This window comes from Rhodococcus sp. OAS809 (assembly GCF_040546695.1).
Taxonomy (GTDB): domain Bacteria; phylum Actinomycetota; class Actinomycetes; order Mycobacteriales; family Mycobacteriaceae; genus Rhodococcus_F; species Rhodococcus_F qingshengii.
Window position 1 is genome coordinate 3,683,773 of record NZ_JBEPOI010000002.1, and the last position, 22,043, is coordinate 3,705,815.

At 62.9% G+C, this 22,043-nt stretch carries 24 protein-coding genes and 3 tRNA genes; 11 read left to right on the forward strand and 16 right to left on the reverse strand.

The window, feature by feature from the left end; genetic code table 11:
- Window positions 1-72: 72 nt before the first annotated feature.
- Entirely contained in the window at window positions 73-756 is a 684-nt protein-coding gene (locus tag ABIE52_RS20245) for a YceI family protein (protein WP_003943876.1), read from the reverse strand.
- A 245-nt stretch (window positions 757-1,001) separates the two neighbouring features.
- On the opposite strand from ABIE52_RS20245, the gene ABIE52_RS20250 reads away from it, so the two are divergent.
- Both ABIE52_RS20250 and ABIE52_RS20255 read left to right on the forward strand, forming a co-directional pair.
- Complete coding sequence (locus ABIE52_RS20250; RefSeq protein ID WP_003943953.1) at window positions 1,002-1,175, forward strand: hypothetical protein; 174 nt, start codon at window positions 1,002-1,004, stop codon at window positions 1,173-1,175.
- 98 nt (window positions 1,176-1,273) lie between these two features.
- Window positions 1,274-2,761: a DUF1254 domain-containing protein gene (locus ABIE52_RS20255; protein WP_354541523.1), complete on the forward strand. Its 1,488-nt coding sequence runs from the start codon at window positions 1,274-1,276 to the stop codon at window positions 2,759-2,761.
- Window positions 2,762-2,813: 52 nt separating this feature from the next.
- On the opposite strand, the gene ABIE52_RS20260 is transcribed toward ABIE52_RS20255, so the two are convergent.
- The 4 genes from ABIE52_RS20260 to ABIE52_RS20275 all read right to left on the reverse strand — a co-directional run bounded on the left by ABIE52_RS20260 (window position 2,814) and on the right by ABIE52_RS20275 (window position 4,292).
- Window positions 2,814-2,904 (reverse strand) — tRNA-Ser (locus tag ABIE52_RS20260).
- A gap of 56 nt (window positions 2,905-2,960) precedes the next feature.
- Entirely contained in the window at window positions 2,961-3,152 is a 192-nt protein-coding gene (locus ABIE52_RS20265) for a CsbD family protein (protein ID WP_003943869.1), read from the reverse strand.
- A 138-nt stretch (window positions 3,153-3,290) separates the two neighbouring features.
- Complete coding sequence (locus ABIE52_RS20270) at window positions 3,291-3,752, reverse strand: nucleoside deaminase (RefSeq protein WP_003943976.1); 462 nt, start codon at window positions 3,750-3,752, stop codon at window positions 3,291-3,293.
- Complete coding sequence (locus tag ABIE52_RS20275; RefSeq protein ID WP_003943823.1) at window positions 3,753-4,292, reverse strand: tRNA adenosine deaminase-associated protein; 540 nt, start codon at window positions 4,290-4,292, stop codon at window positions 3,753-3,755.
- A gap of 48 nt (window positions 4,293-4,340) precedes the next feature.
- Here ABIE52_RS20275 and ABIE52_RS20280 point away from each other — a divergent pair, with 48 nt between their 5' ends.
- Window positions 4,341-5,315 carry a prephenate dehydrogenase gene (locus tag ABIE52_RS20280; RefSeq protein WP_031332706.1) on the forward strand — a complete coding sequence of 325 codons (975 nt, stop codon included), beginning with the start codon at window positions 4,341-4,343 and terminating at the stop codon, window positions 5,313-5,315.
- Between the two features lie 26 nt (window positions 5,316-5,341).
- Here ABIE52_RS20280 and ABIE52_RS20285 read toward each other — a convergent pair whose 3' ends face one another.
- Window positions 5,342-5,929: a putative glycolipid-binding domain-containing protein gene (locus ABIE52_RS20285; protein WP_073512852.1), complete on the reverse strand. Its 588-nt coding sequence runs from the start codon at window positions 5,927-5,929 to the stop codon at window positions 5,342-5,344.
- 238 nt (window positions 5,930-6,167) lie between these two features.
- Here ABIE52_RS20285 and ABIE52_RS20290 point away from each other — a divergent pair, with 238 nt between their 5' ends.
- The 6 genes from ABIE52_RS20290 (at window position 6,168) to ABIE52_RS20315 (ending at window position 11,910) form a co-directional block, all read left to right on the forward strand.
- Window positions 6,168-7,313, forward strand: a complete 1,146-nt coding sequence (locus ABIE52_RS20290) for a DNA cytosine methyltransferase (RefSeq protein WP_178377331.1) — start codon at window positions 6,168-6,170, stop codon at window positions 7,311-7,313.
- Window positions 7,310-8,170, forward strand: coding sequence for a hypothetical protein (locus ABIE52_RS20295; protein WP_073512853.1), 861 nt, complete (start codon window positions 7,310-7,312; stop codon window positions 8,168-8,170). Before ABIE52_RS20290 ends, ABIE52_RS20295 begins: the two co-directional genes overlap by 4 nt.
- Window positions 8,171-8,180: 10 nt before the next feature.
- Window positions 8,181-8,585 (forward strand): very short patch repair endonuclease, encoded by a 405-nt coding sequence (locus tag ABIE52_RS20300; protein ID WP_030535751.1) that lies wholly within the window; start codon window positions 8,181-8,183, stop codon window positions 8,583-8,585.
- 10 nt (window positions 8,586-8,595) lie between these two features.
- Window positions 8,596-9,285, forward strand: a complete 690-nt coding sequence (locus ABIE52_RS20305; protein WP_073512854.1) for a DUF998 domain-containing protein — start codon at window positions 8,596-8,598, stop codon at window positions 9,283-9,285.
- Between the two features lie 79 nt (window positions 9,286-9,364).
- Complete coding sequence (locus ABIE52_RS20310; RefSeq protein ID WP_073512855.1) at window positions 9,365-10,609, forward strand: alpha/beta hydrolase family protein; 1,245 nt, start codon at window positions 9,365-9,367, stop codon at window positions 10,607-10,609.
- 98 nt (window positions 10,610-10,707) lie between these two features.
- Window positions 10,708-11,910 carry a DUF6461 domain-containing protein gene (locus tag ABIE52_RS20315; protein WP_030535753.1) on the forward strand — a complete coding sequence of 401 codons (1,203 nt, stop codon included), beginning with the start codon at window positions 10,708-10,710 and terminating at the stop codon, window positions 11,908-11,910.
- 73 nt (window positions 11,911-11,983) lie between these two features.
- Here the strand turns inward: ABIE52_RS20315 and ABIE52_RS20320 are convergent, their stop codons facing one another.
- Window positions 11,984-13,162, reverse strand: a complete 1,179-nt coding sequence (locus tag ABIE52_RS20320) for a cation:proton antiporter (RefSeq protein WP_192712881.1) — start codon at window positions 13,160-13,162, stop codon at window positions 11,984-11,986.
- Window positions 13,163-13,276: 114 nt separating this feature from the next.
- Between ABIE52_RS20320 and ABIE52_RS20325 the strand changes: the two genes are divergently transcribed.
- Window positions 13,277-14,074: a DUF4352 domain-containing protein gene (locus tag ABIE52_RS20325; protein ID WP_064073565.1), complete on the forward strand. Its 798-nt coding sequence runs from the start codon at window positions 13,277-13,279 to the stop codon at window positions 14,072-14,074.
- A gap of 86 nt (window positions 14,075-14,160) precedes the next feature.
- Here ABIE52_RS20325 and ABIE52_RS20330 read toward each other — a convergent pair whose 3' ends face one another.
- The 9 genes from ABIE52_RS20330 to ABIE52_RS20370 all read right to left on the reverse strand — a co-directional run bounded on the left by ABIE52_RS20330 (window position 14,161) and on the right by ABIE52_RS20370 (window position 20,905).
- On the reverse strand, window positions 14,161-14,790 hold the full coding sequence (locus ABIE52_RS20330) for a pyridoxamine 5'-phosphate oxidase family protein (protein WP_192712880.1): 630 nt from the start codon (window positions 14,788-14,790) through the stop codon (window positions 14,161-14,163).
- Window positions 14,787-15,602: an ABC transporter ATP-binding protein gene (locus tag ABIE52_RS20335; RefSeq protein ID WP_192712879.1), complete on the reverse strand. Its 816-nt coding sequence runs from the start codon at window positions 15,600-15,602 to the stop codon at window positions 14,787-14,789. The genes ABIE52_RS20330 and ABIE52_RS20335 overlap by 4 nt, the downstream gene beginning before the upstream one ends.
- On the reverse strand, window positions 15,599-16,651 hold the full coding sequence (locus tag ABIE52_RS20340) for a FecCD family ABC transporter permease (RefSeq protein WP_007731675.1): 1,053 nt from the start codon (window positions 16,649-16,651) through the stop codon (window positions 15,599-15,601). The genes ABIE52_RS20335 and ABIE52_RS20340 overlap by 4 nt, the downstream gene beginning before the upstream one ends.
- The gene (locus ABIE52_RS20345) at window positions 16,648-17,691 is read right to left on the reverse strand and encodes a FecCD family ABC transporter permease (protein ID WP_007731676.1); all 1,044 of its coding nucleotides are present in this window, start codon (window positions 17,689-17,691) and stop codon (window positions 16,648-16,650) included. Before ABIE52_RS20345 ends, ABIE52_RS20340 begins: the two co-directional genes overlap by 4 nt.
- Complete coding sequence (locus ABIE52_RS20350) at window positions 17,688-18,722, reverse strand: iron-siderophore ABC transporter substrate-binding protein (protein ID WP_007731679.1); 1,035 nt, start codon at window positions 18,720-18,722, stop codon at window positions 17,688-17,690. The genes ABIE52_RS20345 and ABIE52_RS20350 overlap by 4 nt, the downstream gene beginning before the upstream one ends.
- A gap of 156 nt (window positions 18,723-18,878) precedes the next feature.
- Entirely contained in the window at window positions 18,879-19,796 is a 918-nt protein-coding gene (locus tag ABIE52_RS20355) for a helix-turn-helix domain-containing protein (RefSeq protein ID WP_192712878.1), read from the reverse strand.
- A gap of 46 nt (window positions 19,797-19,842) precedes the next feature.
- Window positions 19,843-19,915: transfer RNA gene (locus ABIE52_RS20360), tRNA-Arg, on the reverse strand.
- Between the two features lie 82 nt (window positions 19,916-19,997).
- Window positions 19,998-20,089, reverse strand: a tRNA-Ser gene (locus ABIE52_RS20365).
- Between the two features lie 96 nt (window positions 20,090-20,185).
- Window positions 20,186-20,905 (reverse strand): dienelactone hydrolase family protein, encoded by a 720-nt coding sequence (locus ABIE52_RS20370; protein WP_003943860.1) that lies wholly within the window; start codon window positions 20,903-20,905, stop codon window positions 20,186-20,188.
- A 61-nt stretch (window positions 20,906-20,966) separates the two neighbouring features.
- Here ABIE52_RS20370 and hisC point away from each other — a divergent pair, with 61 nt between their 5' ends.
- A complete protein-coding gene (hisC, locus tag ABIE52_RS20375; RefSeq protein ID WP_007731684.1) occupies window positions 20,967-22,043 on the forward strand; it encodes a histidinol-phosphate transaminase in 1,077 nt (358 codons plus the stop codon).

Genomic DNA, 22,043 nt, shown 5'->3' on the forward strand with positions numbered 1-22,043 from the left:
AAGAAGAAAGGAAGGTCATGTCCTTAATCTTCCCTGCCCGCCCCGAAGCAGTGCGAATCGGGTGGACGTAATTCAGCTCGCGGCGAGTGAGACCAGGAAGTCCACCGAGCCGCTGCCGTCGACGGTGACGAAACCGAGGGACGGAGGCTCGACTCCGAAATCGGTCCAGGTGACCGGAATCGAGCCCGATGCGATCAGCGAATCACCCGAATGCAGCACGGTCATGTCGACCGACACCGGCTTGGACTGACCCTTGAGCGTCAGCGTTCCTGACACCGTGACCGTCGCCGTTGTTCCGTCCGTCGGTACAGCAGACAAGTCCACCGGCGAGTCGATCGTGAACGTCGCCGTCGGATACGTGCTGGTATCCATCACATTGCCCGTGAACTGGCCGTCGCGCCGATCCGAGTCGGTCTTGATGCTTGCCACCTGCACCGTTACTTCGCCGGAAGTGAGCTTTTCACCCTCGACAACCGCGTTTCCGCTCACCTCGCCAGTGGTTCCGACGACGGTCACACTCGATCCGTTGAGAATCTCGTGCACGGTGTACCCAGCTGCCGTCTGGTTGTCCCCCTGCCCGGCGACGACGGTCCATTGCCCGTCGATCGATCCGGACGCCGCCTCCGCGCCCTCAGTGGACACCACGGCCGCCGGTGCATCGTCTTCAGCGATGAACTTCCCGTACGCCCACGGCCCCACGAGCAGGGCGAGTACGACCACAACTACTGCTCCGCCGATCCACCAGATCTTTTTCATGGGCTCGACGATAGTTGCAGCTTCAACAGTTGTCAGGACTTACGACCTGGGAGAACCCTGTGAAAGTGCTCCACGACCACCCAAGGCGAGCCACATCTACAGCCATTAGTAATCATTTGGTAAAGTCGACTGTGCATTCCGGCCCCCAGCCTGGAATGCCTGGGCCGTGCGCATCGAATCATGCATCGATCCCGATGCGCACGGTCTGCCCGAAACATGAATCACACCGATCGAGGGAGCTCGCGATGGCGGACCTGACGCTCCTGACCGACGACGAGTTACGCGAGCGTCGGATCGCCCTCAGTCGATCCCTCACTACCGCAGCAGATTTGATCCCCACCCCGCCACCCTCGTTCTTCGAGAAGCTGAAGCAGGACATCGATGCCGCCGCTGCAGAGTGGATCGCCCGCCGCTCCTGAACGTTCGAATTGCGCACACAGAACCGGTTTTCGATTTCCTCACCGGTTCACCCCGCAAGGGTGATGATGCAGCGGACGGTCACCGGCACCATGACTTCATGGACTCCCCGACCGACTCAATCGCACAAGGTTTCACGCCGGCACACGCTCAACTGGCGAGATCGGCCGGAGTTCCAGCAACGCTCGCCGCTGAGAGTTACGTGGAAGCCCTCGCCCGGATCGTCTATTACTGGGGCTATCCAGCTGTGGACACCTTCGGCCGTACAAACATGTGGGAGATCATGGATGGCAAGACCGGACTCCAACTCGGCCTTCTGCCAGGCGCCGCCAAAAATTACACAGGTGCCCTCACCGACTACATGAGCCCGGCGCAGCGGTGGGTCGTCTCACCCAACAACGACACGATCTACGGCGCAGGATTCGCCGATCTCACCGACGAAACCGCAGTGATACAGACCCCGACCGAGGTACCCGACGGCCATTACTGGACTATCCAGATCGTCGACGTGCTGACAAATGTGACTCACCAACTTGGTTCGGCGACAGGCACTCCCGGCGGAAAGTTCCTTCTGGTCGGACCTGATTGGGATGGCGAGTTGCCGGAAGACTTCCTCGATGTGCTTCGATCACCGACGAACGTGGCTGGTGTCTTCCCTCGCAGTTTCGCAGCACGTTCCGAGGCGTCCAAGCAGCAGGCGCGGTCGGTGCTCGACCAGATCGGCATGTACCCGTTCAGCGAGGATCGACCCGGCCCGCGGTCCTTCGGCTACGAGGCCCACGCCGCGAACTCGATCTACCCTCAGGGCGTCACCGCCGAAATGTTGGCGTCCGATCCCGACGCCAGTCGACCTCAATGGGTGAAGCCGGAATCTTTCTGGACCGATCTTGCAGCAATGCTCGATTTCAACCCGACCATGGGCGCAGCAGACACCCCGATGGCTGATCAAGCCAAGACGCTTGTCGCACTGCATCGTTCGGACAAGTCGTACCGAGCGCTGCTCGACCGCGCCGCGCTCCGCGCCGACGTCGCCCTCCATCAATCGGCGAGCTACGTCCAAACCGGGGTCGACGCAGGCAACGGATGGCAACGGCAACGCAACAGTGGCCTGTGGGGCACCGACTGGTTCGGACGGGCGCTCGCGGCCGTCATCTACATTTACGTCAACGACTTTCACGAGGCTGTCTACCTCATCCGGGGTACCGACCACGACGGAGCGTTGCTCCACGGCCGCGAGCGGTACACCATGACCTTCACAGAAGACGCACTCCCACCCGTCGACCGCAGTCGCGGCGGCTTCTGGTCTCTGACCATGTACGACAAGGACGCATTTATGCTCGCCGACGCACCCGGTAACCGCGTCAACCTCGGCACCGTCAATCTCGACGCGGGCGATCTCGTCTTTCGTGACGGGAAGCTCACCTTGCACCTGTCTCACGACGAGCCGACCGATCCGGATGCTCGTGCCAACTGGCTACCCGCTCCGCACGACGAATTTCGACTGATCATTCGCAGCTATGTCCCCGACAAATCAGTCCTCGATGAAACCTACCGATTCCCCGACGTCGTCCGAGCAACGGGACTATAGGCGCCACCAAGCACAAAAAAGCTCCCCACCTGCGTGAACAGGTGGGGAGCTTTGGCGGTGGCGGAGGGATTTGAACCCTCGGACGGGGGTTACCCGTCACACGCTTTCGAGGCGTGCTCCTTAGGCCGCTCGGACACGCCACCGTTGGTGACTTTACCGGATGGAGTGCCCGTGGCTGAAATCGCCAGGTGGAGCGGTATTACGTAAGCTTGTCCTTGATGCTGGAAGCGGCGTCCTTGACCTTCTCGCCTGCATCCTTGACGGCCGATTTCACCTGGTCGCCCTTGCCTTCGTTTTCGAGGTCCCGGTCACCGGTAGCGCTGCCAGCAGCTTCCTTGGCCTTGCCCCCGAGGTCTTCGGCCTTGTTCTGAGCCTTGTCTGCGATTCCCATGAGTACTCCTCTGTGAACGCGAACGAATCGCCTTCCGACGATCCGCCGATGCCCTGACGGCATCTGCCTCCACCATGCCCTCGATTGATGGATCCGGCTACCCGAGTGTGCGATCACTCTCGATGGGGAATACCGAATTCAGGCCCGCTGCTCGCGGAAGAAATCTTCCAAAAGCCCAGCGCATTCGTCCTCGAGGACCCCGCCGCGCACCTGCGGCCGATAGGTCAATCTTTTATCTCGAACTACGTCCCATAATGATCCGACGGCTCCGGTTTTCGGCTCCCACGCCCCGAAAACGACCCGAGAAACCCGGGCGAGGACCAGAGCGCCCGCACACATCGTGCATGGCTCGAGGGTCACGGCAAGCGTCGCACCTTCCAGGCGCCAGCCGTCACCGTAGGTTTTTGCGGCAGCACGCAACGCGAGGATTTCGGCGTGCGCGGTCGGATCGGACGACGCTTCCCTGGCATTGGAGGCCCGAGCAACTTCGACGCCGTCTGCGTCGAACACCACTGCCCCGACCGGGACGTCTGCGTCGGAGGCGGAACGTGCGGCCACGATGGCCGCACGGATCATGCGCTGGTCGTCAGCGAGAGTCATCTAGCGCGGGAGCTTGTCGAGCGCTGCGCCGAACTCGGATGCGAACCCGAGTCGCTGCGCGATCATCCCCAACTGCTCGTCCGGATAGAGATCGGTCTCGGCCGCGATGACGGCGAGCACGGGTTCCGGCAGGCCCAGATCGGCCAGCACGGACAGATCGCCCTCTTCCCAGGGTTCGACATCGTCGAGGTCGTCCGGGTCGATGTCGGGGATCTCGATGTGCAAGGCGTCGAGGACGTCGGCCGCGATGTCGTAGTCGATGGCGGCGGTCGCGTCGGAAATCAGCAACTGCGTGCCCGACGGCGCCGGACGCAACACGATGAAGAACTCGTCGTCGACGTCGAGAAGACCGAAGACGGCACCCGAACTTCGCAGCTCACGCAGCTGCGTTTCGGCGGCCGAGAGCGAGGTCAACGCGTCGGGCGTCAGTGCCTTGACCGTCCAACGCCCCTCTTCACGGACCACCGCGACACCGAAGCCTTCAAGCTCCTCCGACTGGTTCGAAGAGGCGCTCTTGTTACCCGCGCGCTGTGCACCCATGGCGCAACGGTAGCCCGCCTGGTGCCAGTGAGTGAAGTCCGAGCATCGATGTGCCAACCTGAACTCGTGTCTGCGATCGATTCCGCCCCACCAGTCTGCGTTCTCGGCCTCGGATTGATCGGCGGTTCGCTACTTCGCGCCGCCGTCCGATCCGGCCGCCGGGCGTGGGGTTACAACCGTTCCAGCGAGTCCGCCGACGCGGCCCGAGCCGACGGTTTCGACGCCGACACCGATCTGGTTTCAGTGCTGCAGAGAGCGAACGAAAGCGGCGCGATCATTGTGATCGCCGTGCCGATGCCTGCCGTCGACGCCACCTTGGAGGCAATCGCCGCGCATGCGCCCGACAATCCGATCACGGACGTCGTCAGCGTCAAGGGTGAAGTGAAGGCCGCGGTCGAACGAGCGGGCTTGAGCGCCAAGTTCGTGGGCGGTCATCCGATGGCGGGGACGTCAGCTTCGGGTTGGGCGGTCGGGGATGCCGATCTGTTCGTCGACGCGGTATGGGTCGTTGCCACCGACGAGGGCGTCGACGCAGATGTGTGGTCGCAGGTCGCCGACCTTGCACTCGACTGCGGCTCGGTCGTCGTGCCGGCCGAATCTCTGGAACACGATCGAGCAGTCGCGCGAATCTCGCATCTGCCTCACCTGCTCGCGGAAACGCTTGCGATCACCGGAGCTGCCGGAGGCGAACTGGCTCTCGGGCTGGCTGCCGGATCATTTCGCGACGGCACTCGCGTGGCCGGGAGCGCTCCTGGCCTGGTGCGGGCGATGTGCGAGGGCAACCGCGACGCCCTGCTGGTCGCGCTGGACGAGGCGCTCGACCTTTTGCAGGGCGCACGTACCGATCTGCTCGACAACGGCTCGACGGCACGATTGGTGGACGCAGGGTTCGCGGCGCGCGGCGCCTACGAGTCGCACGAGCGGTGGGACATCGAAGACGTTCAGGCCGGAGAACCCGACTGGATCAACCGGATGCGAGACGCCGGTCGACGCGGCGGCGTCATCCGGCGATCCGCAACCTAGAACTACGCAACCTAGAGATACGAAACCTAGATACGAGTTGCCAGACCCGGGTAGTCGAGGACAAAACCTTCGGTGTCGACGGACAGCGTCGAGCTGGACACCGGGGACAGCACACTGATTCCGTCGGCGCCGGAGCTGTAGGTGATGGTCGCACCCTCGACGCGCAGGTCGAGGAGATTGACGTAGACGACCGGGACCTCGGCGTCTTCGATGTCGTTCTGCAAGCCGACGCGGCGGATGGGCAGCGTGTTGAAGAACGGGCTGAGGATCACGTCGACATCGAGTGCGCCATCGAACGCAGAGCGCTGGTGACTGGCGCCGTTCTCGACCATCCAGGTGCCTTCTTCGTCCCGGCTGATCGACATCTGACGCTCACCGGCGGCCAGGGCGGTCCGCACGGACAACCGGCGGGTGATGCCGGCCTCGTCGGTGACCAGGTCGTACGACGCGCTGAATGCCGGGTGCTCACTGCAGGCTCCACCGATGATCCGGCCGGAAGCCTTGATGCGATTTCCGTTCAGCTGCACACGAACAGACTCCATACGAGGAGCGTTGTGGGCCTGCCAGGTCAATACCGCGGGCCAGGACGCGTCACCGGAAGGTTGGATGCTCACCCGACCACGGTAATGGACGAACGGGCACGGAGCACCGCTGGTTCGGGTTATTGCTTCGATCAGGGACCTTTTAGGGACTTCGATCGGCCCCGAAGATCTCGATGTAAGGCGTTTCACAACGGTTCTTCCGTAAGGAGCACGCCGCGGACCGAATAGTTGGCAAACGGTGTCGGAGTTCTCGAGTACCGTGCTTCTAGGTCGGTTCGTGAGGAAGGGTGCTGTGACGTCGTCGCGGAGCATGGTGGGTTTGTTTGCCGGTATCGGTGGTCTCGAGTTGGGGCTCTCGGAACATGGGTGGAACACCGAACTGCTGTGTGAAATCGATCCGGGCGCGCAGGCAGTTCTCCGTTCGCGTTTCGCCGACGTGCCGTTGCACGGTGACGTCACCAAACTTCGCGCGCTGCCCAGTGACATCGAATTGGTGGCCGCCGGTTTCCCCTGCCAGGACCTCTCTCAGGCCGGCAAAACGGCAGGCATCACCGGCGCACGCTCAGGCCTGGTGGACGAGGTGTTCCGTCTGGTCAAGCGTAAGAGGGGCCCGCGCTGGCTGTTGATCGAGAACGTTCCGTTCATGCTCCAGCTCGGCAAGGGCGCCGCCATGCGGCACATCACCGACGCCCTCGAAGACCTCGGATACACCTGGGCGTACCGGGTGGTCGACGCCCGCGCCTTCGGACTCCCCCAGCGTCGCCAGCGAGTCATCATGCTTGCCTCGCGCACAGACGATCCCCGCGAAATCCTGTTCGGCCAGGACGCCGGCGAGCGCCTGGGTGGCGATCCCGCGGACTACCCCTGCGGCTTCTACTGGACCGAAGGCACTCGCGGTCTCGGATGGGCCGTCAATGCCGTGCCGACGCTCAAGGGCGGCTCGTCCGTCGGCATCCCCAGTCAGCCGGCAGTCCGGTTGCCGTCAGGTGAGATCGTCACTCCCGGTCTAGTCGATGCCGAGCGACTGCAGGGTTTCGATCCCGACTGGACGCTGCCGTCCGTCGAGGTTCCCGGCCTACGCCACAGCCATCGCTGGAAGCTCGTCGGCAATGCCGTGAGCGTGCGGATGGCGTCGTGGGTCGGTGGCCGGTTGAGCGATCCCATCGAATACGACGCCGCGGGCGAGACGCCACTCGAACCGGGCGACGCCTGGCCGAGTGCGGCCTGGGGCCGTAACCGCCAGGCCTTCCGCGTCCATACCTCGACCTGGCCGGTCCAGTACGACTACGAGGATCTGAGCGGCTTCCTCGAAGACACGCGGTTGCTGTCGGCTCGGGCCACCGCCGGCTTCCTCAAGCGCGCGCGCATGGGCAATCTTCGGTTCATCCCCGGTTTCATCGAGGACGTCGAAAGCCATCTCGAGCGGATGGGCGGATACCCCGAGGCCGCAGCATGACGGACTCGCTGTTCCCCGAACCGGAAACGCTGTTTTCCGAGCCGGAACACGAACCACTGTGGAGTGCACTGCAACTCGCGGGCGACAAGCCCCCGGCCGACGCCGATCGCGGCGAGAAGAAGAACTACGCCCAGCGACTGTCCAATCAACTGGCACAGACGGTGGCCGACGCTCTGCGTCCGCTGTATCCCAACATCACCCCGACGGCGTCCGGTGAAGGCCAGGAGGCAACAGTCGATGTCGCCAAGGGCCGAAAGCGCTTGGACGTCAAGGCACTCGACCCCACTCTCGGCCTGATCCTCTGCGTCTCCATCAAGACGTACAACTTCCAGGACTACAGTCCCCGCAGCGGCAAGCTGGGACGGTGGACCAAGAACATCGTCCGCAACGACCACGAATTGCGTGGCGAGGCAATGGTTCTGCATCAGCGTCAGCCGTACAGCGTGTTGGTCGCCGTCATGTTCGAGCCGTACGCCACGTGCGACGACGGCGACCCGACCAAGACCAGCGACACCGGCAAATCCTCTTTTGCACACCACGTCACGACGCTCTCGAAGCGCTCGGGCCGAGGCAAGCGCGCGGTGGTCGGCGTTCCGGGAAAGGCCTGGGTGGATCTCGGCGCCGAGGACACCCGCTACGACCTCTTCGAGAAGGTCTACATCGGACTCTACGAACTCGATGGCGCAGTTCGGTTCTTCGACGTCGACGAGCCGCCGCCGCGCAACGGGCGCCCCACCGAAGCTCAGACGCTCTCGTTCACCGACTTCGTGACCGTCGTGCACGGTGAAGTGGAGCGTCGCAACAGGTTTGCGCCCACCTGGTCCGATCCCGAAGACAGCGAAGATTCCGACGGCTGAGGGAACCACGGTGCCTGCGACGGATCCTGCCACCAGCGCTCGGATGAGCGCTCAGCGTCGGCGCGACACCAAACCCGAAATCGCACTTCGACGCGAGCTGCATCGACGCGGACTCCGGTACTTCGTGGACCGAGCGCCGATCAAAGGTGTTCGCCGACGGGCCGATCTGGTATTTCCACGCCGCAAAGTCGCGGTGTTCGTGGACGGATGCTTCTGGCACAGCTGCCCGCAGCATGCGACGTTTCCCAAGAACAACGCGCAGTGGTGGACGGACAAGTTGGCCGCCAACGTGGTTCGAGACCGCGACACCGATGCACGTCTGGCAGAGCAGGGTTGGACCGTCATCCGCATCTGGGAGCACGAAGATCCGCTGGTAGCGGCCGAACGCGTCCAGAAAGCCCTGCTCGGTCCGTAAGCTCGATTTCGTGAAGGAACGCAACGTTGCGCGGTGGGGTTTGGTGGCTGCGCTGGCTCTGGGCGGAATCGTCTACTCGTCGTGGATTCTCGAATTCTTCCTGGACACCGGCCTCGACCCGGTGACATCGTTCCTCAGCGAACTCGATGCCGAGAACCAGAAATACCGCGATGTCTTCGGTAACGCCGATGTCCTGTCCGCAATCTTGATGTTGATCTCCGGAGCGCTGGGCCTGCTGATCACGCCCCGGCGAAGGCTCTTCGTCACGGGCTGGATTGCGCTGGCAGTGTTCGGCATCGCGACCATCGCCGACGCGTCGTTCCCCCTCGAATGCTCGGGCGAGGGTTGCCCGTCGAGCGCACCCGACGGTCTACTTCCGCAGCTCCACCATGTTCACGCGTTGACGAGCAGCGTGGCGGTCTTCGCGATCTTCACCGCGATGATCGCATTCACCGTGGGAGCGTTCAGGTATCGCGAGCACCCTTCTTTGCGGACGACGGGTCTGACCATTCTGATCCTGACTTCCCTTGCGACGGTGTGGATGTTGACGACCAACAGCATCGAAGTCTCCGGCGGCGGTAATCTCGGACTGGGTATCGCTCAACGTGCGCAGGTGCTGGGAATGTCGTTGTGGTTGTGCACCCTGGCATTTGCGATGTCGAGGCCGCCATCCACCGGGCTCCCGGCGTCGCCGCGCTGACAGGTTTTCCGGCAAGCGATTCGGGCGATCCTGGAACTACAACTGAAAATGGCTGCCCCGAACTAGCGAAGGTGTGCCCATGTCTCTCGCGTCGTCGTTCTTCGCCCATCCGCACCAGGCGTTCACTGCTGGTTTCTATCGCAACGAGTCCTTCGACTTCGAGCTACGAGTCGTTCTCGGGCAAGCCACCTTCGGCGCGGCAGATACCGGCGAAGTGCTCTCGGCCATCGCTCACGTCGGCGAGAAGGACCTCGAAGGCTGGTACGAGGCCTGGTTCGACCTCGGCACACGGGTATTCGGGCAGGCCGATGAGGCAGCCGAGGCCGGGCATTCGCGAAGCGCGTCCAACGCGTACCTGCGGGCGGCGTCGTACTTCGGTGCGGCGATCAACGCCGTCGATGGTCTCAGCGACGATTCGGTTCTGGTCCCCACTTTCAAACGTCACCGACAGGCGTGGGACCGCTTCGTCGACACCACCGCCCAGCCCGTCGAACGCGTCCGGATCCCTTACGAGGACACCTACCTGCCCGGGTACTTCTTCCGGCCGCCCGGGGACGTGCGACGGCCGACTTTGATCATGGTGAACGGTAGCGACGGCCCGATCAGCGGGCTGTGGGGCAGCGGCGGTGCCGGGGCGCTCGAGCGGGGCTACAACGTGTTGATGTTCGACGGTCCCGGTCAGCAGTCGATGCTCTTCGAGCGCAACATCCCGTTCCGTCACGACTGGGAAGCCGTCATCACGCCCGTCGTCGACTATCTCGTGGACCGGCCGGACGTCGATGCGTCGAAGCTGGCGATGTACGGGATCAGTCAGGGCGGGTACTGGGTGCCCCAGTCGTTGGCGTTCGAGCATCGGATCGCGGCAGCGATCGCCGATCCGGGGGTCGTGGACGTGGCCGCGTCGTGGCTCGCCCACATCCCCAAGAACATGCAGAAGCTACTCGACGAGGGGAAGTCGGAGGCCTTCGACCGCGACATGGCGATAGGGCTGGGAATGAAATTCTCCAAGGACAGCGCCCGAATCTGGCGTTTCCGAGCGCGTCCGTACCTCGCCGACGGTTACTACAACACTCTCGCCGAGGTTCGGAAGTACCACCTCGAACACGTCGCCGGCTCGATCTCCACTCCCCTGCTCATCACCGATCCGGAAGGCGAGCAATTCTGGCCCGGTCAATCCAAGCGGCTTGCCGCCCTCGCCGGCGGACCGACGACGGTGGTTCCCTTCACCGCTGCCGAGGGCGCGAACTTCCACTGCCAGCCCATGGCGAGGCGTCTGACGGATCAGCGGATGTTCGACTGGCTCGACGAGCAGTTGGATCTCTGAATCAGGCCCTCGAATCAACGATCGAATGATGGCGTATTTGCTGTGCGCTCGATGGAGTTCGGCATTCGTCGGGTATCAATCTGTGGAAGCGTGCGAGTGTGCCTACCTATCACGACTATGTGTGGATTCAGCAGTACCTCAACACGAGCCTGTCTCTCGGGTACTGCGCTGCACTCATCCCTCGGTCCACTCCCGCACAGGTGTTGAGTGCCCTCGGCGCCGACGAGAACACACAATCGGAGGCAATCGGGATCGCCGAACTCGGCGAGGTGATGTCCGATCTCACTGAACAGCCCGAGACAGCCGGGGCTGGGCAGGTAGTCGCAGTCGCGGCGGTGGGCGACGACAGCACACTGTTGATGCAGATCAACGGCGGTTCCTTCGCTATCTCGGAAGAATTGATGCGGCCCCTTCTATCCGATCGCGAGGTGGCTTCGCACTATCTCAGCGTCAATGCCGACAGCCAGTTCATCTGGTGGTCGAACGGCACACGCGTGGCTGAATTCGAACTCTTCGGATCCAGCCCGGTGGTCGGGGACGATCGGATGGTGGATTTGATTCTCGATGTCGGCGGAATCGGAATCGACGATGACGCCCAAGGCTATGCAGGTGAGCATGCGTTGGAGGGCGCCTTTGCTCTCGCCGAGCAGATCACCGGCGTCGCAGTCCCCGCCTCGCTATTCGTGGAAGGCCAATTTATGGTGGCCGTTGTCCCCAAGTCAGGACAGTCCCCCTCGGCAGATGTGCCATCTGAGGCTTCTCCGCGAAAGTCGCCCGCTGCGTGGAGCGAGGTAGCGCGACGTTACAAAGCGGCGGAACGGATTCCGCTACATGGGGTGATGTTCCGCGGGCGACCCCCCGGCGGTCGTCCCTCCGTGCGACTCGAATTCTGGTTCAAGCCGCGCACCTGCATCCGTCTCGAAGACGAGCAGGGAGTGCTGTTTCTGCAGAACCGACAGAAGCAGACGTGGTTCCGCACCGACGGGGTCCTCGAACGACGAAACGGCGGATACAGTCTCGACATCCATATCGAACAACTTCTCCAGATACACAGAACCTGGCCGTACACACCTTTCGCCGACCTACGCCCACCCGACACGACAGGGCGGGAAGTAGAGGTCGACGGGCGGAGAGCGTGGGAATTCGCGATGCCACCGGATTGGGCCGGCCGTGATGCCACGGTGGCGTTCGACGCGGAAACCGGGATCCCTTTGCGGTGGGCGGACCGAACGGGCAGCCATGAGATATCGGCGCTGGAAACCGGTATCGACGTCGACGACGGCTTTTTCTCCGGCCCCTGATAATCGAAGCAAGCGAAGCGTCTGACGGATCAGCGGATGTTCGACTGGCTCGACGAGCAGTTGGATCTCTGAATCAGGACACTTTCTCTTTCTTCGACAACAGAGTGGCAATCATCGGCAACAGCAGAACCGTGATCGCCCCGGCCGCGACAAGAATCGACGCGTTGTCCGAGGACATCTGATGCGCGTCGACGGCCGCGCCCGTGACCGCCACGATCATGGGCAGGCCGGTAGCCCCGTACAACGCGACTTGCGCACTTTCGCGCGTGGTGAAGGGCGGCTCCACCTTCTCGAACTTGGTCACGAAGAACACCGGCACGCCCCGGACTACAACGATCAGGATCAAAAACGCAATCAGTATGCCGGGACTGGCGGCGACCGCCGAGACGTCGATCGCCATGCCTGAAGTGATGAAGAAAATCGGGATGAGGAACCCGAAGGCGATCCCGTCGAGCTTGATCTCGAGGCGCTCGTCGCCCTCCGGCATCAGTCGCCGCAGGATGAAGCCGGCGGCAAACGCACCGAGAATGACGTCGAGTGAGAACACAGCCGACAGCACTCCGAGGCTGACCAACAACAGAACGGTGAGGCGGACCGTCGTCTGCGCCGTCGTGTCCGCCCCTGCCCGCACCAGGCGATGTGTCCACGAGCCTTCGTGAATCAGCTTGCCGGGCAGCACCGCAACGATGACAGCGATCAAGGCGAAGACGGCAAGAACGATCAGCGACAGTACGGCACCACGGGCACTCAGCAGCACCGCCATCGCGACGACCGGCCCGAGCTCGCCGACGGCCCCGTGGTTGAGGACGGTCTTACCCAAGCGTGTGTCGAGGAGTTTGTTGTCCTTGAGGATCGGCAGCAGCGTGCCCAGAGCGGTCGACGTCATCGCAATGGCAACAGCGGCTTCGGCGGAGATCACGTTCCTCATTCCCAGCAGCGAGACCACCGTGAACGCCAGCGCGAGGCAGAACAGCCATGTGTAGAGCGCTCGACGTCCGCCGCGCCCACTGAGTTCCTGTCGGTCGATCTCGTAGCCGGCGAGCAGGAACAGCATGCCGAGGCCGAGTTCGCGGAGGATGCCGATCGCTTCGCTGTCAGCTGCGATGTTGAGGGCGAACGGCCCGACTACTGCGCCCGCGACCAGTAGCAACACCACTTCGGGAACCAGTCGACGCGGGATCAGGCCCGCGACTATCGGCGCGATGGCCGCGATCAGCGCAATCCAGAACAGCGAGGAGGCAATTGAAGGCACGGATCATTGTCGGACAAAACCGACCACTCTGCACACATTGCGACCGGTCAGTCTGGTAGAAGTATCGAATGCTCACCTAGTAATGCGTGAGCAATCCCACGTGAAGGAACGGCCATGACACAACCCCCGCAGGACCCTAACCAGCCATATGGCCAGCCGCCTCAGCAGCCGTACGGGCAGCAACCCCAGCAGCCCTACGGACAGCAACCACCGGCTCAGCAACCTTATGGACAGCCTTATCCAGATCAGTCTGGCGCGCCGTTCCCGGGCCAGTACGCTCAGCCGGCCGGTGGATTTCAGCAACCGCCGCCTTCACCGGCGAAAAAGAAGAAGTGGCCATGGGTCGTCGGAGGCATCGTGGCGTTCTTCGTGATTGTCGCGATCGCCACTGGCGGCGGGGACAAAGACAAGGAAGAATCCGCCGCGGCCCCCACAACCACGCAAGCCGCGGACAACGGTGCCTCCGTGGCCGCAGTTGCCCCGGCCGAAGCTCCCAAGGAAACGAAGTCTTCGAATCCCGGAATCGGCGAGGAAGTGCGAGACGGAAAGTTCGGTTTCGTCGTGACGGGTATCGAGACCGGCCTCACGACGATCGGCGACAATCCCTACTTGCAAGAGCAAGCTGAGGGTCAGTTCGTACTCGTTCACGTCGAGATCACGAACACTTCCGACAAGCCCCAGGCTTACTTCGGATCCAATCAGACCTTGATCGACACCGAAGGTCGCGAGTTCACCAACAACACGATGGCAGCGATCAATATCGACGCCGAAACCGCGATCGGCGGCGACATAAACCCCGGCATCACACGGAAGACCACCATTGTCTTCGACATCCCGACCAGTGCCACCCCCAAGGAGATCGAGGTACACGACTCGATGTTCTCCGGTGGCGCCACAATTTCGCTTCAGTAAACCCGGAACAGTAAGAACGACGGTCTCCACCAGTTGACGATCAGCTGGTGGAGACCGTTCTCCTGCGAAAGGCCAACGGACTGAGGTCAGTACAGGTACTTGCGGTACGCCTCTTGTCTGGCGGGTTCGAGGTCCTCGACGCGCAGGCTGTGTTGCTCCGCCATCATGTCGCGCAGACTCGGCACCTCATCGGATGCGGGCCACGTCGACGGATCCCACAGCTTCGCCCGCAGAATTGCTCTCGCGCAATGCAGATACGCCTCGTCGATCTGCACGATCACCGCAAGCTGTGCAGGCTTGCCGTTCATCGCCATCGAATCCAACAGATCAGGATCGGTGGACAGAGTCGCCGTGCCGTTGACGCGCACGATCTCGTCGTGCCCGGGCGCGAGAAAGAGGATCCCCACGTGAGGATTCTCGATCATGTTCCGGTACGAGTCAGCGCGCCGGTTGCCCGGACGATCCGGGAGCACGAGCGTCTTCTCGTCGGGAAACAGAACCTGACTGACCAGGTCTCCACGCGGCGAGCAATCGCAATTTCCGGCCGCATCGGATGTCGCGAGCACAAAAAACCGTGCCTGCTCGATGAATTCACGGATCAACGGAGTCGTGTGAGCGGTCTGCTTCTCCATGATCATCGGATGGGGCTGTCCGAGAATCGCATTGAGTTGTTCCACGGATTCGATCCGCCCGCCCGGGGCGTTCGACGCCGTCACGTCGACACGTCGTCGAGCACGTGGTGGCGCCCGAGCGGCAACACCAACGGCTTACCCGACATGGGGTCCGGGATGATTCGGCTCTCGAGACCGAACACGGTGCGGACGTTGTCGCTCGTGAGCACCTCGGCAGGATCACCCGCCGCGTAGACCCGGCGATCGGCCATGGCGACGAGGTAGTCGGCGTAGCGGGCGGCGAGATTGAGATCGTGCAGAACCATGACAATCGTTGTACCCCGAGTCCGGTTCAGGTCGGTGAGCAGGTCCAAGACCTCAACCTGGTGGCTCACGTCCAAGAAGGTGGTCGGCTCGTCGAGTAGAAGCAGATCGGTTTGTTGGGCGAGCGCCATCGCAATCCACACACGTTGGCGCTGACCACCGGAAAGCTCGTCCACCGATCGTTCGGCCAATTCGGTTGTGTCCGTGGCCGCAAGCGCCTCGGCGACAGCTGCGTCATCCTCGCGGCTCCACCTCGACAGCACCCGCTGATGTGGATGACGACCACGGCCGACGAGATCGGCGACAACTATCCCTTCCGGTGCGATCGGTGACTGCGGCAGCAGACCGAGCGTGCGAGCGAGCTTCTTCGCAGGCAGGCGATGAACATCCTTGCCGTCCAACAGAACATGACCGCTTCGGGGACTGAGTAGCCGCGACATCGACCGCAGCAGTGTCGATTTGCCGCACGCGTTGGCGCCCACGATGGTCGTGATCTTTCCCGGCGGCACCGCGAGGTCGAGCGATTCGACGACGGTCCGTCCTCCGTAACCGAGTTCGAGGTTTTCGACAGTCAGAGTATGGGATTCGGTCACAGCGAACCTCCCGTTCGGTTGGAGCGAATGATGAGGTAGACAAGATACGGCGCTCCCAGCGCGCCGGTCACCACGCCAACGGGGTAGCGGGTGCCGAAGGCGTACTGTCCGCAGAAATCGGCAACGAGCACCAGCAGAGCTCCGACCAGCGCCGACGGAATCAAAAGTGATGTTCCCGGACCGACGATGCGGGCGGCAATGGGGCCGGACAGAAATGCGACGAAGGCGATGGGCCCCGCAGCGGCAGTGGCAAAGGCGATGAGTCCGACGGCCGCAATGATCGTCAGAATGCGCGTTCGTTCCACTCTGACGCCGAGCGCTTGTGCTGCGTCGTCACCGAGCTGGATGGTCGAAAGGTTGCGCGATTGGCTCAGCAGCACCGGCCCGAGCACGACCAGCGCCAGGAGTACGGGAACCGTCGAACCCCAGTTGGCACCGTTGAGACTGCCGGTGAGCCAACGCATCGTCTCCTGCAGATCCCACGCGGCGGCGGTACTGAGCAGGTAGGCGGTGACACTGTCGAGCATGGCGGCGATGCCGATACCGATCAGAATCAGCCGAGTGCCTGCTACACCGTCTCGGAAGGACAGAACGTAGATCAAGACTGCGACGCCCAGACCGACAGCGATGGCGAAGATCGAGACCTGCGAGCCGCCGAGTGAAAGCGAGATGATCGCGAAAGCTGCTGCAGCGCTTGCGCCGGAGCTGATTCCGATGATGTCGGGGCTCGCGAGCGGGTTGCGCAGCATCGTCTGGAACGTGATGCCACCCAAGCCGAAACAGATCCCGGCGACCACAGCGAGGACAGCGCGAGGCAGCCGGAGGCGGCCGACTGTGAACGAGGCACCGGGTACGTTCTCCCCCAACACGACACGAAGCACATCTGACGGCGGGTAGAAGGTTTTTCCCACCATCAGAGTGACCGCGAACGAGGCGACGACGAGGACCGTCAGCGCGGCAATCACGATGCGGCGGCGTCTACCCCGTCGGATACGGCTTGCTCCGACGGCGTCGACCTCGACGTCGGGAGTAACGAATGTAGTGGTCACAGCTCACGTATTTTCTGACGGCGGACGATGTAGATGAAGAAGGGCGCTCCGATGAGCGCCGTAATGATGCCGACGTCGATTTCGCTCGGCCGCGCGACAATTCGTCCGAGAATGTCGGCGGCGAGCAGAAGGCCGGCACCTGTCAGCGCAGAAAACGGTAGCAGCCAACGGTTGTCGATACCGATCAACAACCTACACAGGTGCGGGACTACCAAACCGACGAAGCCGATCGGTCCCGCGATGGCAGTGGCCGCACCGCAGAGCAGCACTGCACCGAGCGCTGCCACTGCACGAACCACCGCGACACGCTCACCGAGGCCCGATGCGACCTCGTCACCGAGCGCAAGAGAGTTGAGACTGCGGGCCGACAGCAGGCAGATCACGAAGCCGACAACGAGAAATGGCAGACCGTGCCGGATCACCTCGAAACTCGCGCCACCGACGCCGCCGATCTGCCACGAACGAATGTTGCCCGCAATATCGTTTCGCGGCAGCATGATCGCAGTGATGAACGAAGCAAACGCAGCCGATGTTGCGGCCCCGGCGAGAGCCAACTTGAGTGGGGTGGCTCCACCTCGCCCGAGTGACCCGACCACGTAGACGAACAACGCCGCCCCGGCTGCACCGAGTACGGCCACCCAGATCATGCTGGTCTGGGTCCACAGTCCGAACCACGCCATTCCGATCACCACGGCGAGCGAAGCGCCCATGTTGACGCCCAGGATTCCGGGATCCGCCAAAGGGTTTCGGGTGATCCCCTGCATCACTGCGCCGGCAAGACCGAGCGCAGCTCCCACGATTATCGCGAGCACCGTCCGCGGAATGCGCTTGGCAATCGCGCCCTGACCGATGTTGTCCGTTGAACCACTCAGTGCGGCAAAGATATCGGACCAGTCGACGTCACGAGAGCCGATGACGATCGAGGCGCACATGAGCACCGCGAGGACAACGAGAAGGGCGATCAGCCACAGCGAATTGCCGAACGTCGGGCGCCGCGTATCGCGAGCGCCCGACGTCGAATCCTGCGAGGTTACAGTCACTCCGACTTTCCAGCGGACCCGGCGAGCAGATCGACGTAGTCGCCGAGTACCCACGAAATTGCGAGTGGAGTCGGGTTGGCCGCCGTTCCCATCGGCCCGGTCCCATTGAGGAACACGATCGAGTTATTGGCGACGGCAGGCATCTGCGAGAGCAATGGGTCAGCCTTGAGTGCGTCGACGAGCGCCTGGTCACCGTAGGTGACGATCAGTTCGACGTCGTCGAAGACGTCCACACGCTCGGCACTGACCTTCTTCGAGAACTCACCACCCGTCGAGGCGTCGGCAACGCTCTTCGGCGTCGAAAGTCCGAGGTCCTCGAAGAACGCGGCGCGCGTGTCGTTCGCCGTGTAGAAGCTGACCTGGCTCAGATCAGCGGTGTCGACGTGCGTCAGGAACATGGTTGCCTTGCCGGCAAGCTGCGGATGCGAGGCAACCTCGTCGGCGATCTCCTTTTCGATGGTGGAGATCAGTTCCTGCCCTTCGGATTCCATGCCGAGGCCCATGCTGTTGAACTTGATGACGTCGCGCCACGACGTCGCCCACGGCCCCTCGGGATACGCCACAACCGGAGCGATCTCACTGAGAGTGTCGTAGTCCTCCTGCGTCAATCCGGAGTACGCGGCAAGAATGACGTCAGGGTTCGTATCGGAGACGGCTTCGAAGTCGATGCCGTCGGTCTCGTCGAAGAGCACCGGCGGCTTCGCGCCAAGGTCATCGAGCTTTTCCTCGACCCACGGCAGCATTCCGTTGCCGTTGTCGTCACCGAAAGTCGCCGCTGCCATTCCGACGGGAACCACGCCGAGAGCAAGGGGCACTTCGTGATTGGCCCAGGCGACGGTGGCAACTCGCTCCGGCTTGGTGTCGATCGTCGTAGTTCCGAAAGCGTGCTCGATCGTGACGGGGAAGGAGCTGGATCCGCTTCCGGCGTTGCCGCCGTCGGCGGTCTCCGAGGAGTCGGAACTGCAAGCTGTCACGCCGAGGGCGACTGCGACCGCTGCTGCGGCCACCGCCAAGAAGCGTTTTGAACGCATGAAAACAGAACTCTCTCGAGAAGGGGTACGGCCCTCAACCCGGCTCAATCAGGCACTTAGGTGAGGTTTGCCTAAACCGTATACGGGAGGGCAATGTGGCGCAATCGCGTGTTTGGGACACCCCATGTAGCGATCGAGACAAGGTGTGATGGCCGATCAGCTAGCCCGGAACATCCCTGGTGTAGCGCCTGTAGTGCGCCGGAATGCCGCCCCGAATGCGCTGGTCGAGTGGTAGCCCACACGCTCGGCAACCTCTTGTAGATCCAAGCCGTGGGCAAGAAGGGTCACCGCTCGTTGGGCGCGCACAGCCGAGACCCACTGCCCGAAACTCATCCCGGTCTCCGACCGAAATACCCGGGTGATGGTTCGCGGGCTGACACCGAGGAGCCTTGCCCAGTCGGACAGCGTTCGCATGTCACTCGGATCGTCACCGATCGCATCGACGATGGGTTGCAGAAGTGGCGAGTCCGGCACCAGCACCAGCAACTCGTTCGGCGACGGTGCCAGCACGTCGATCACCATCTGCTCCGTGAGCGAGCGCGAAGGAGCTCCGAGTGACTCGTCTGCCAGTCGCTCGAGGAGGTTCCGCAGCAGCGGAGTGACCTCGATCGCCACCGGCACGTCGGACAGAGAAGGAACCGATGCGATGTCGAGCTGAGCGGCGCGATACCAGGTGCCGGCCGGCGCGATCGCCGAGTGCAGGACGCCGGCGGGCATCCACAGACCGACGGTCGGCGTAATGGTCCACGTGCGCGATCCCACCGTGGCGCTCGACGCTCCCCACTCGTTCCACAACAATTCGTGAGTCGGGTGCGAGTGCGCATCCCACCGGGTCTCGCGGGAGACAAGTTCGTCCATGCCCGCAATGACAAAGGGCACCTCGACCGCCCCGGCCGAGTAGACCGGGAGCGTCCGACTGTCGACGGTCTCCAACGGGTTCTCCTCGGTTCGCGTGGCTGCTCCGCAGAAAGCATAGGTCGCGGGGATCGGTTGTCGGTTCCCACGATCGCGAGGATCACCGCCCGAAATCGCCGAGGTGACCTCACACACATTCAAGAATTGCGTATGCACCACAACAAAAAGAAGGTCACAGACCTGAAGTCTGTGACCTTCTTTCTTGTGCGCCCGAAGGGATTCGAACCCCTAACCTCTTGATCCGTAGTCAAGTGCTCTATCCGTTGAGCTACGGGCGCATGTTCTGTTGTCTTGCTGGTCTTGCGTGTCTTACCGTCGTAATTTCTATCATTTCTAACCCGCCGGTCAAAATCACCGGCTTGGCGGAGGCGAGAGGATTTGAACCTCCGGTCCCTCGTAAAAGGGACAACTCATTAGCAGTGAGTCCCATTCGGCCGCTCTGGCACGCCTCCCTGGGGGTTCCGATCCTTTCGGACCGCCGGATCGAAAGATTACACACCCTTCGCCACCAAAGGCAAAACGTGTGGTCAGCGGACTGTTTTGTGGACTTACCGCAGGTGGCTGTCGAACCAGTCGAAGATCCGGGTCTGAGCTTCGATGATCGAGGCCGAATCAGGGTCGTCGAGGTCAGCGTCCTCGGACAGCTGTGGCGGCTCGTCCGCCCGGTGAGCCAGTCCGGCGTAGCTGACCACCAGTGTCGCGACGTCGGCCTTCGCGGTCGCTTCCCGGAGCAGAGTCACGTGTTCGCGAGGCGTGCTGGGATCGTCCTCGCCGTACAGCGCCAGCCACGGCGCCTGCAGGGAAGTGGCCGCGTCGACAAGCGCCTGAGCATCCACCGACAAGGCTTCGACGATTCCCCGGGCGGCGACGCTCACCGCGGCGCCGACGGGACGGCTGGTGGCCACGAGCATCGCGGCGGTACCGGCGTCGTCGAATCCGAGCACCCCGATGGTGTCTGCGAGAACTTCGCGTCCGACGAGCCAATCGAGGGTCGCGTCGAAGTCGGCGAAGAGGTTGTCACCGAACACCTCACCCTGCATGTGTTCGGGTTCGCGGTGAAACAGGTGAGGTGCGACGCTCACCCACCCTTCGCCGGCAAGCGCGCACATCAGATTCAGCAGAGCCGGGCTGAACTTCCGGGCTTCATGCAGGACGACGATCCCGCCCCGCGTCGGGCCGTCCGGCTCCACCACGGTCAGCGGAACAGCCGTGGCGACCTCCCCTTCGGCTCCGCGCAGATACGCGGTGGCTCGGAAGATTTCCGACATCTTCTAACTCTGACACGCAGACGGCCGCTACGCACCAAATCGGTGCGCGCATAATCGACTCGTGACCGCACACATTCGCCCTGACCTCGCCTCCATCCCCGCCTACGTTCCCGGACGCAATTTTCCGGGTGCGATCAAGCTGGCGAGCAACGAAACGACAGTAGGGCCGTTGCCCGGTGTGCGTGACGCCGTCGCCGACGCGGTCGCCAATGCCAACCGCTACCCGGACAATGCTGCGGTTGCACTCATCGAGGCGCTGGCCAGCTTCCTGAAAGTCGAGCCGGCCAACGTCGCCGCTGGTTGCGGCTCCGTGACACTGTGCCAGGAACTCGTGCAGATCACGTGCGATCAGGGTGACGAGGTCATCTACGCGTGGCGTTCGTTCGAGGCGTACCCCGTGGTCACCCAGGTCGGCCATGCCGTCTCGGTCAAGGTTCCGCTGACCGAGGACTTCGGCCACGACCTCGACGCGATGCTGGCCGCGATCACGGATCGCACGCGGTTGATCTTCGTATGCAACCCCAACAACCCGACCGGCAATGCACTGTCGAAGGCAGAGCTCGAGAGCTTCCTCGACGCGGTCCCGGCGCACGTCGTCGTCGCACTCGACGAGGCGTACTTCGAATACTCACGCTCGGACGCCGACGGCATCGAGCTGTTCCGCAGCCGCCCCAACGTGGTTGTTCTGCGCACCTTCTCGAAGGCGTACGGCCTCGCGGGAATCCGCGTGGGTTACGCGGTCGCGGATCCGGAGATCATCGTGGCCCTCGGCAAGGTGCACACCCCGTTCACCGTGAGCGCTGTCGCGCAGGCCGCCGCAATCGCTTCCCTGGCTGCAGCAGACGAACTGCTTGCCCGCACCGAAGGTGTCATCGCCGAGCGGACACGAGTTCGAACCGCTCTGATCGAAGCCGGGTACACCGTCCCCGAGTCGTCGGCGAACTTCGTCTATCTCCCCCTCGGAGAGCTCTCTCCCGCTTTTGCCGAGGCGAGTACCGAAGCGGGCATTCTGATCCGCCAGTACGGCGTCGAGGGCGTCCGGATGACCATCGGCGATCCACACGAGAACGACGCATTCCTCGCTTTCGCGAACACCGACGTCGCGAAGCAGGCCGCGGGCATCGGCGTCACCGCGTGA

Excerpts from the sequence above, each read along its gene's own strand:
- ABIE52_RS20245 (WP_003943876.1), bottom strand. The coding sequence starts at position 756 with ATGAAAAAGATCTGGTGGATCGGCGGAGCAGTAGTTGTGGTCGTACTC.
- ABIE52_RS20250 (WP_003943953.1), top strand. The coding sequence starts at position 1,002 with ATGGCGGACCTGACGCTCCTGACCGACGACGAGTTACGCGAGCGTCGG.
- ABIE52_RS20255 (WP_354541523.1), top strand. The coding sequence starts at position 1,274 with ATGGACTCCCCGACCGACTCAATCGCACAAGGTTTCACGCCGGCACAC.
- ABIE52_RS20265 (WP_003943869.1), bottom strand. The coding sequence starts at position 3,152 with ATGGGAATCGCAGACAAGGCTCAGAACAAGGCCGAAGACCTCGGGGGC.
- ABIE52_RS20270 (WP_003943976.1), bottom strand. The coding sequence starts at position 3,752 with ATGACTCTCGCTGACGACCAGCGCATGATCCGTGCGGCCATCGTGGCC.
- ABIE52_RS20275 (WP_003943823.1), bottom strand. The coding sequence starts at position 4,292 with ATGGGTGCACAGCGCGCGGGTAACAAGAGCGCCTCTTCGAACCAGTCG.
- ABIE52_RS20280 (WP_031332706.1), top strand. The coding sequence starts at position 4,341 with ATGTGCCAACCTGAACTCGTGTCTGCGATCGATTCCGCCCCACCAGTC.
- ABIE52_RS20290 (WP_178377331.1), top strand. The coding sequence starts at position 6,168 with ATGGTGGGTTTGTTTGCCGGTATCGGTGGTCTCGAGTTGGGGCTCTCG.
- ABIE52_RS20295 (WP_073512853.1), top strand. The coding sequence starts at position 7,310 with ATGACGGACTCGCTGTTCCCCGAACCGGAAACGCTGTTTTCCGAGCCG.
- ABIE52_RS20310 (WP_073512855.1), top strand. The coding sequence starts at position 9,365 with ATGTCTCTCGCGTCGTCGTTCTTCGCCCATCCGCACCAGGCGTTCACT.
- ABIE52_RS20325 (WP_064073565.1), top strand. The coding sequence starts at position 13,277 with ATGACACAACCCCCGCAGGACCCTAACCAGCCATATGGCCAGCCGCCT.
- ABIE52_RS20350 (WP_007731679.1), bottom strand. The coding sequence starts at position 18,722 with ATGCGTTCAAAACGCTTCTTGGCGGTGGCCGCAGCAGCGGTCGCAGTC.
- ABIE52_RS20370 (WP_003943860.1), bottom strand. The coding sequence starts at position 20,905 with ATGTCGGAAATCTTCCGAGCCACCGCGTATCTGCGCGGAGCCGAAGGG.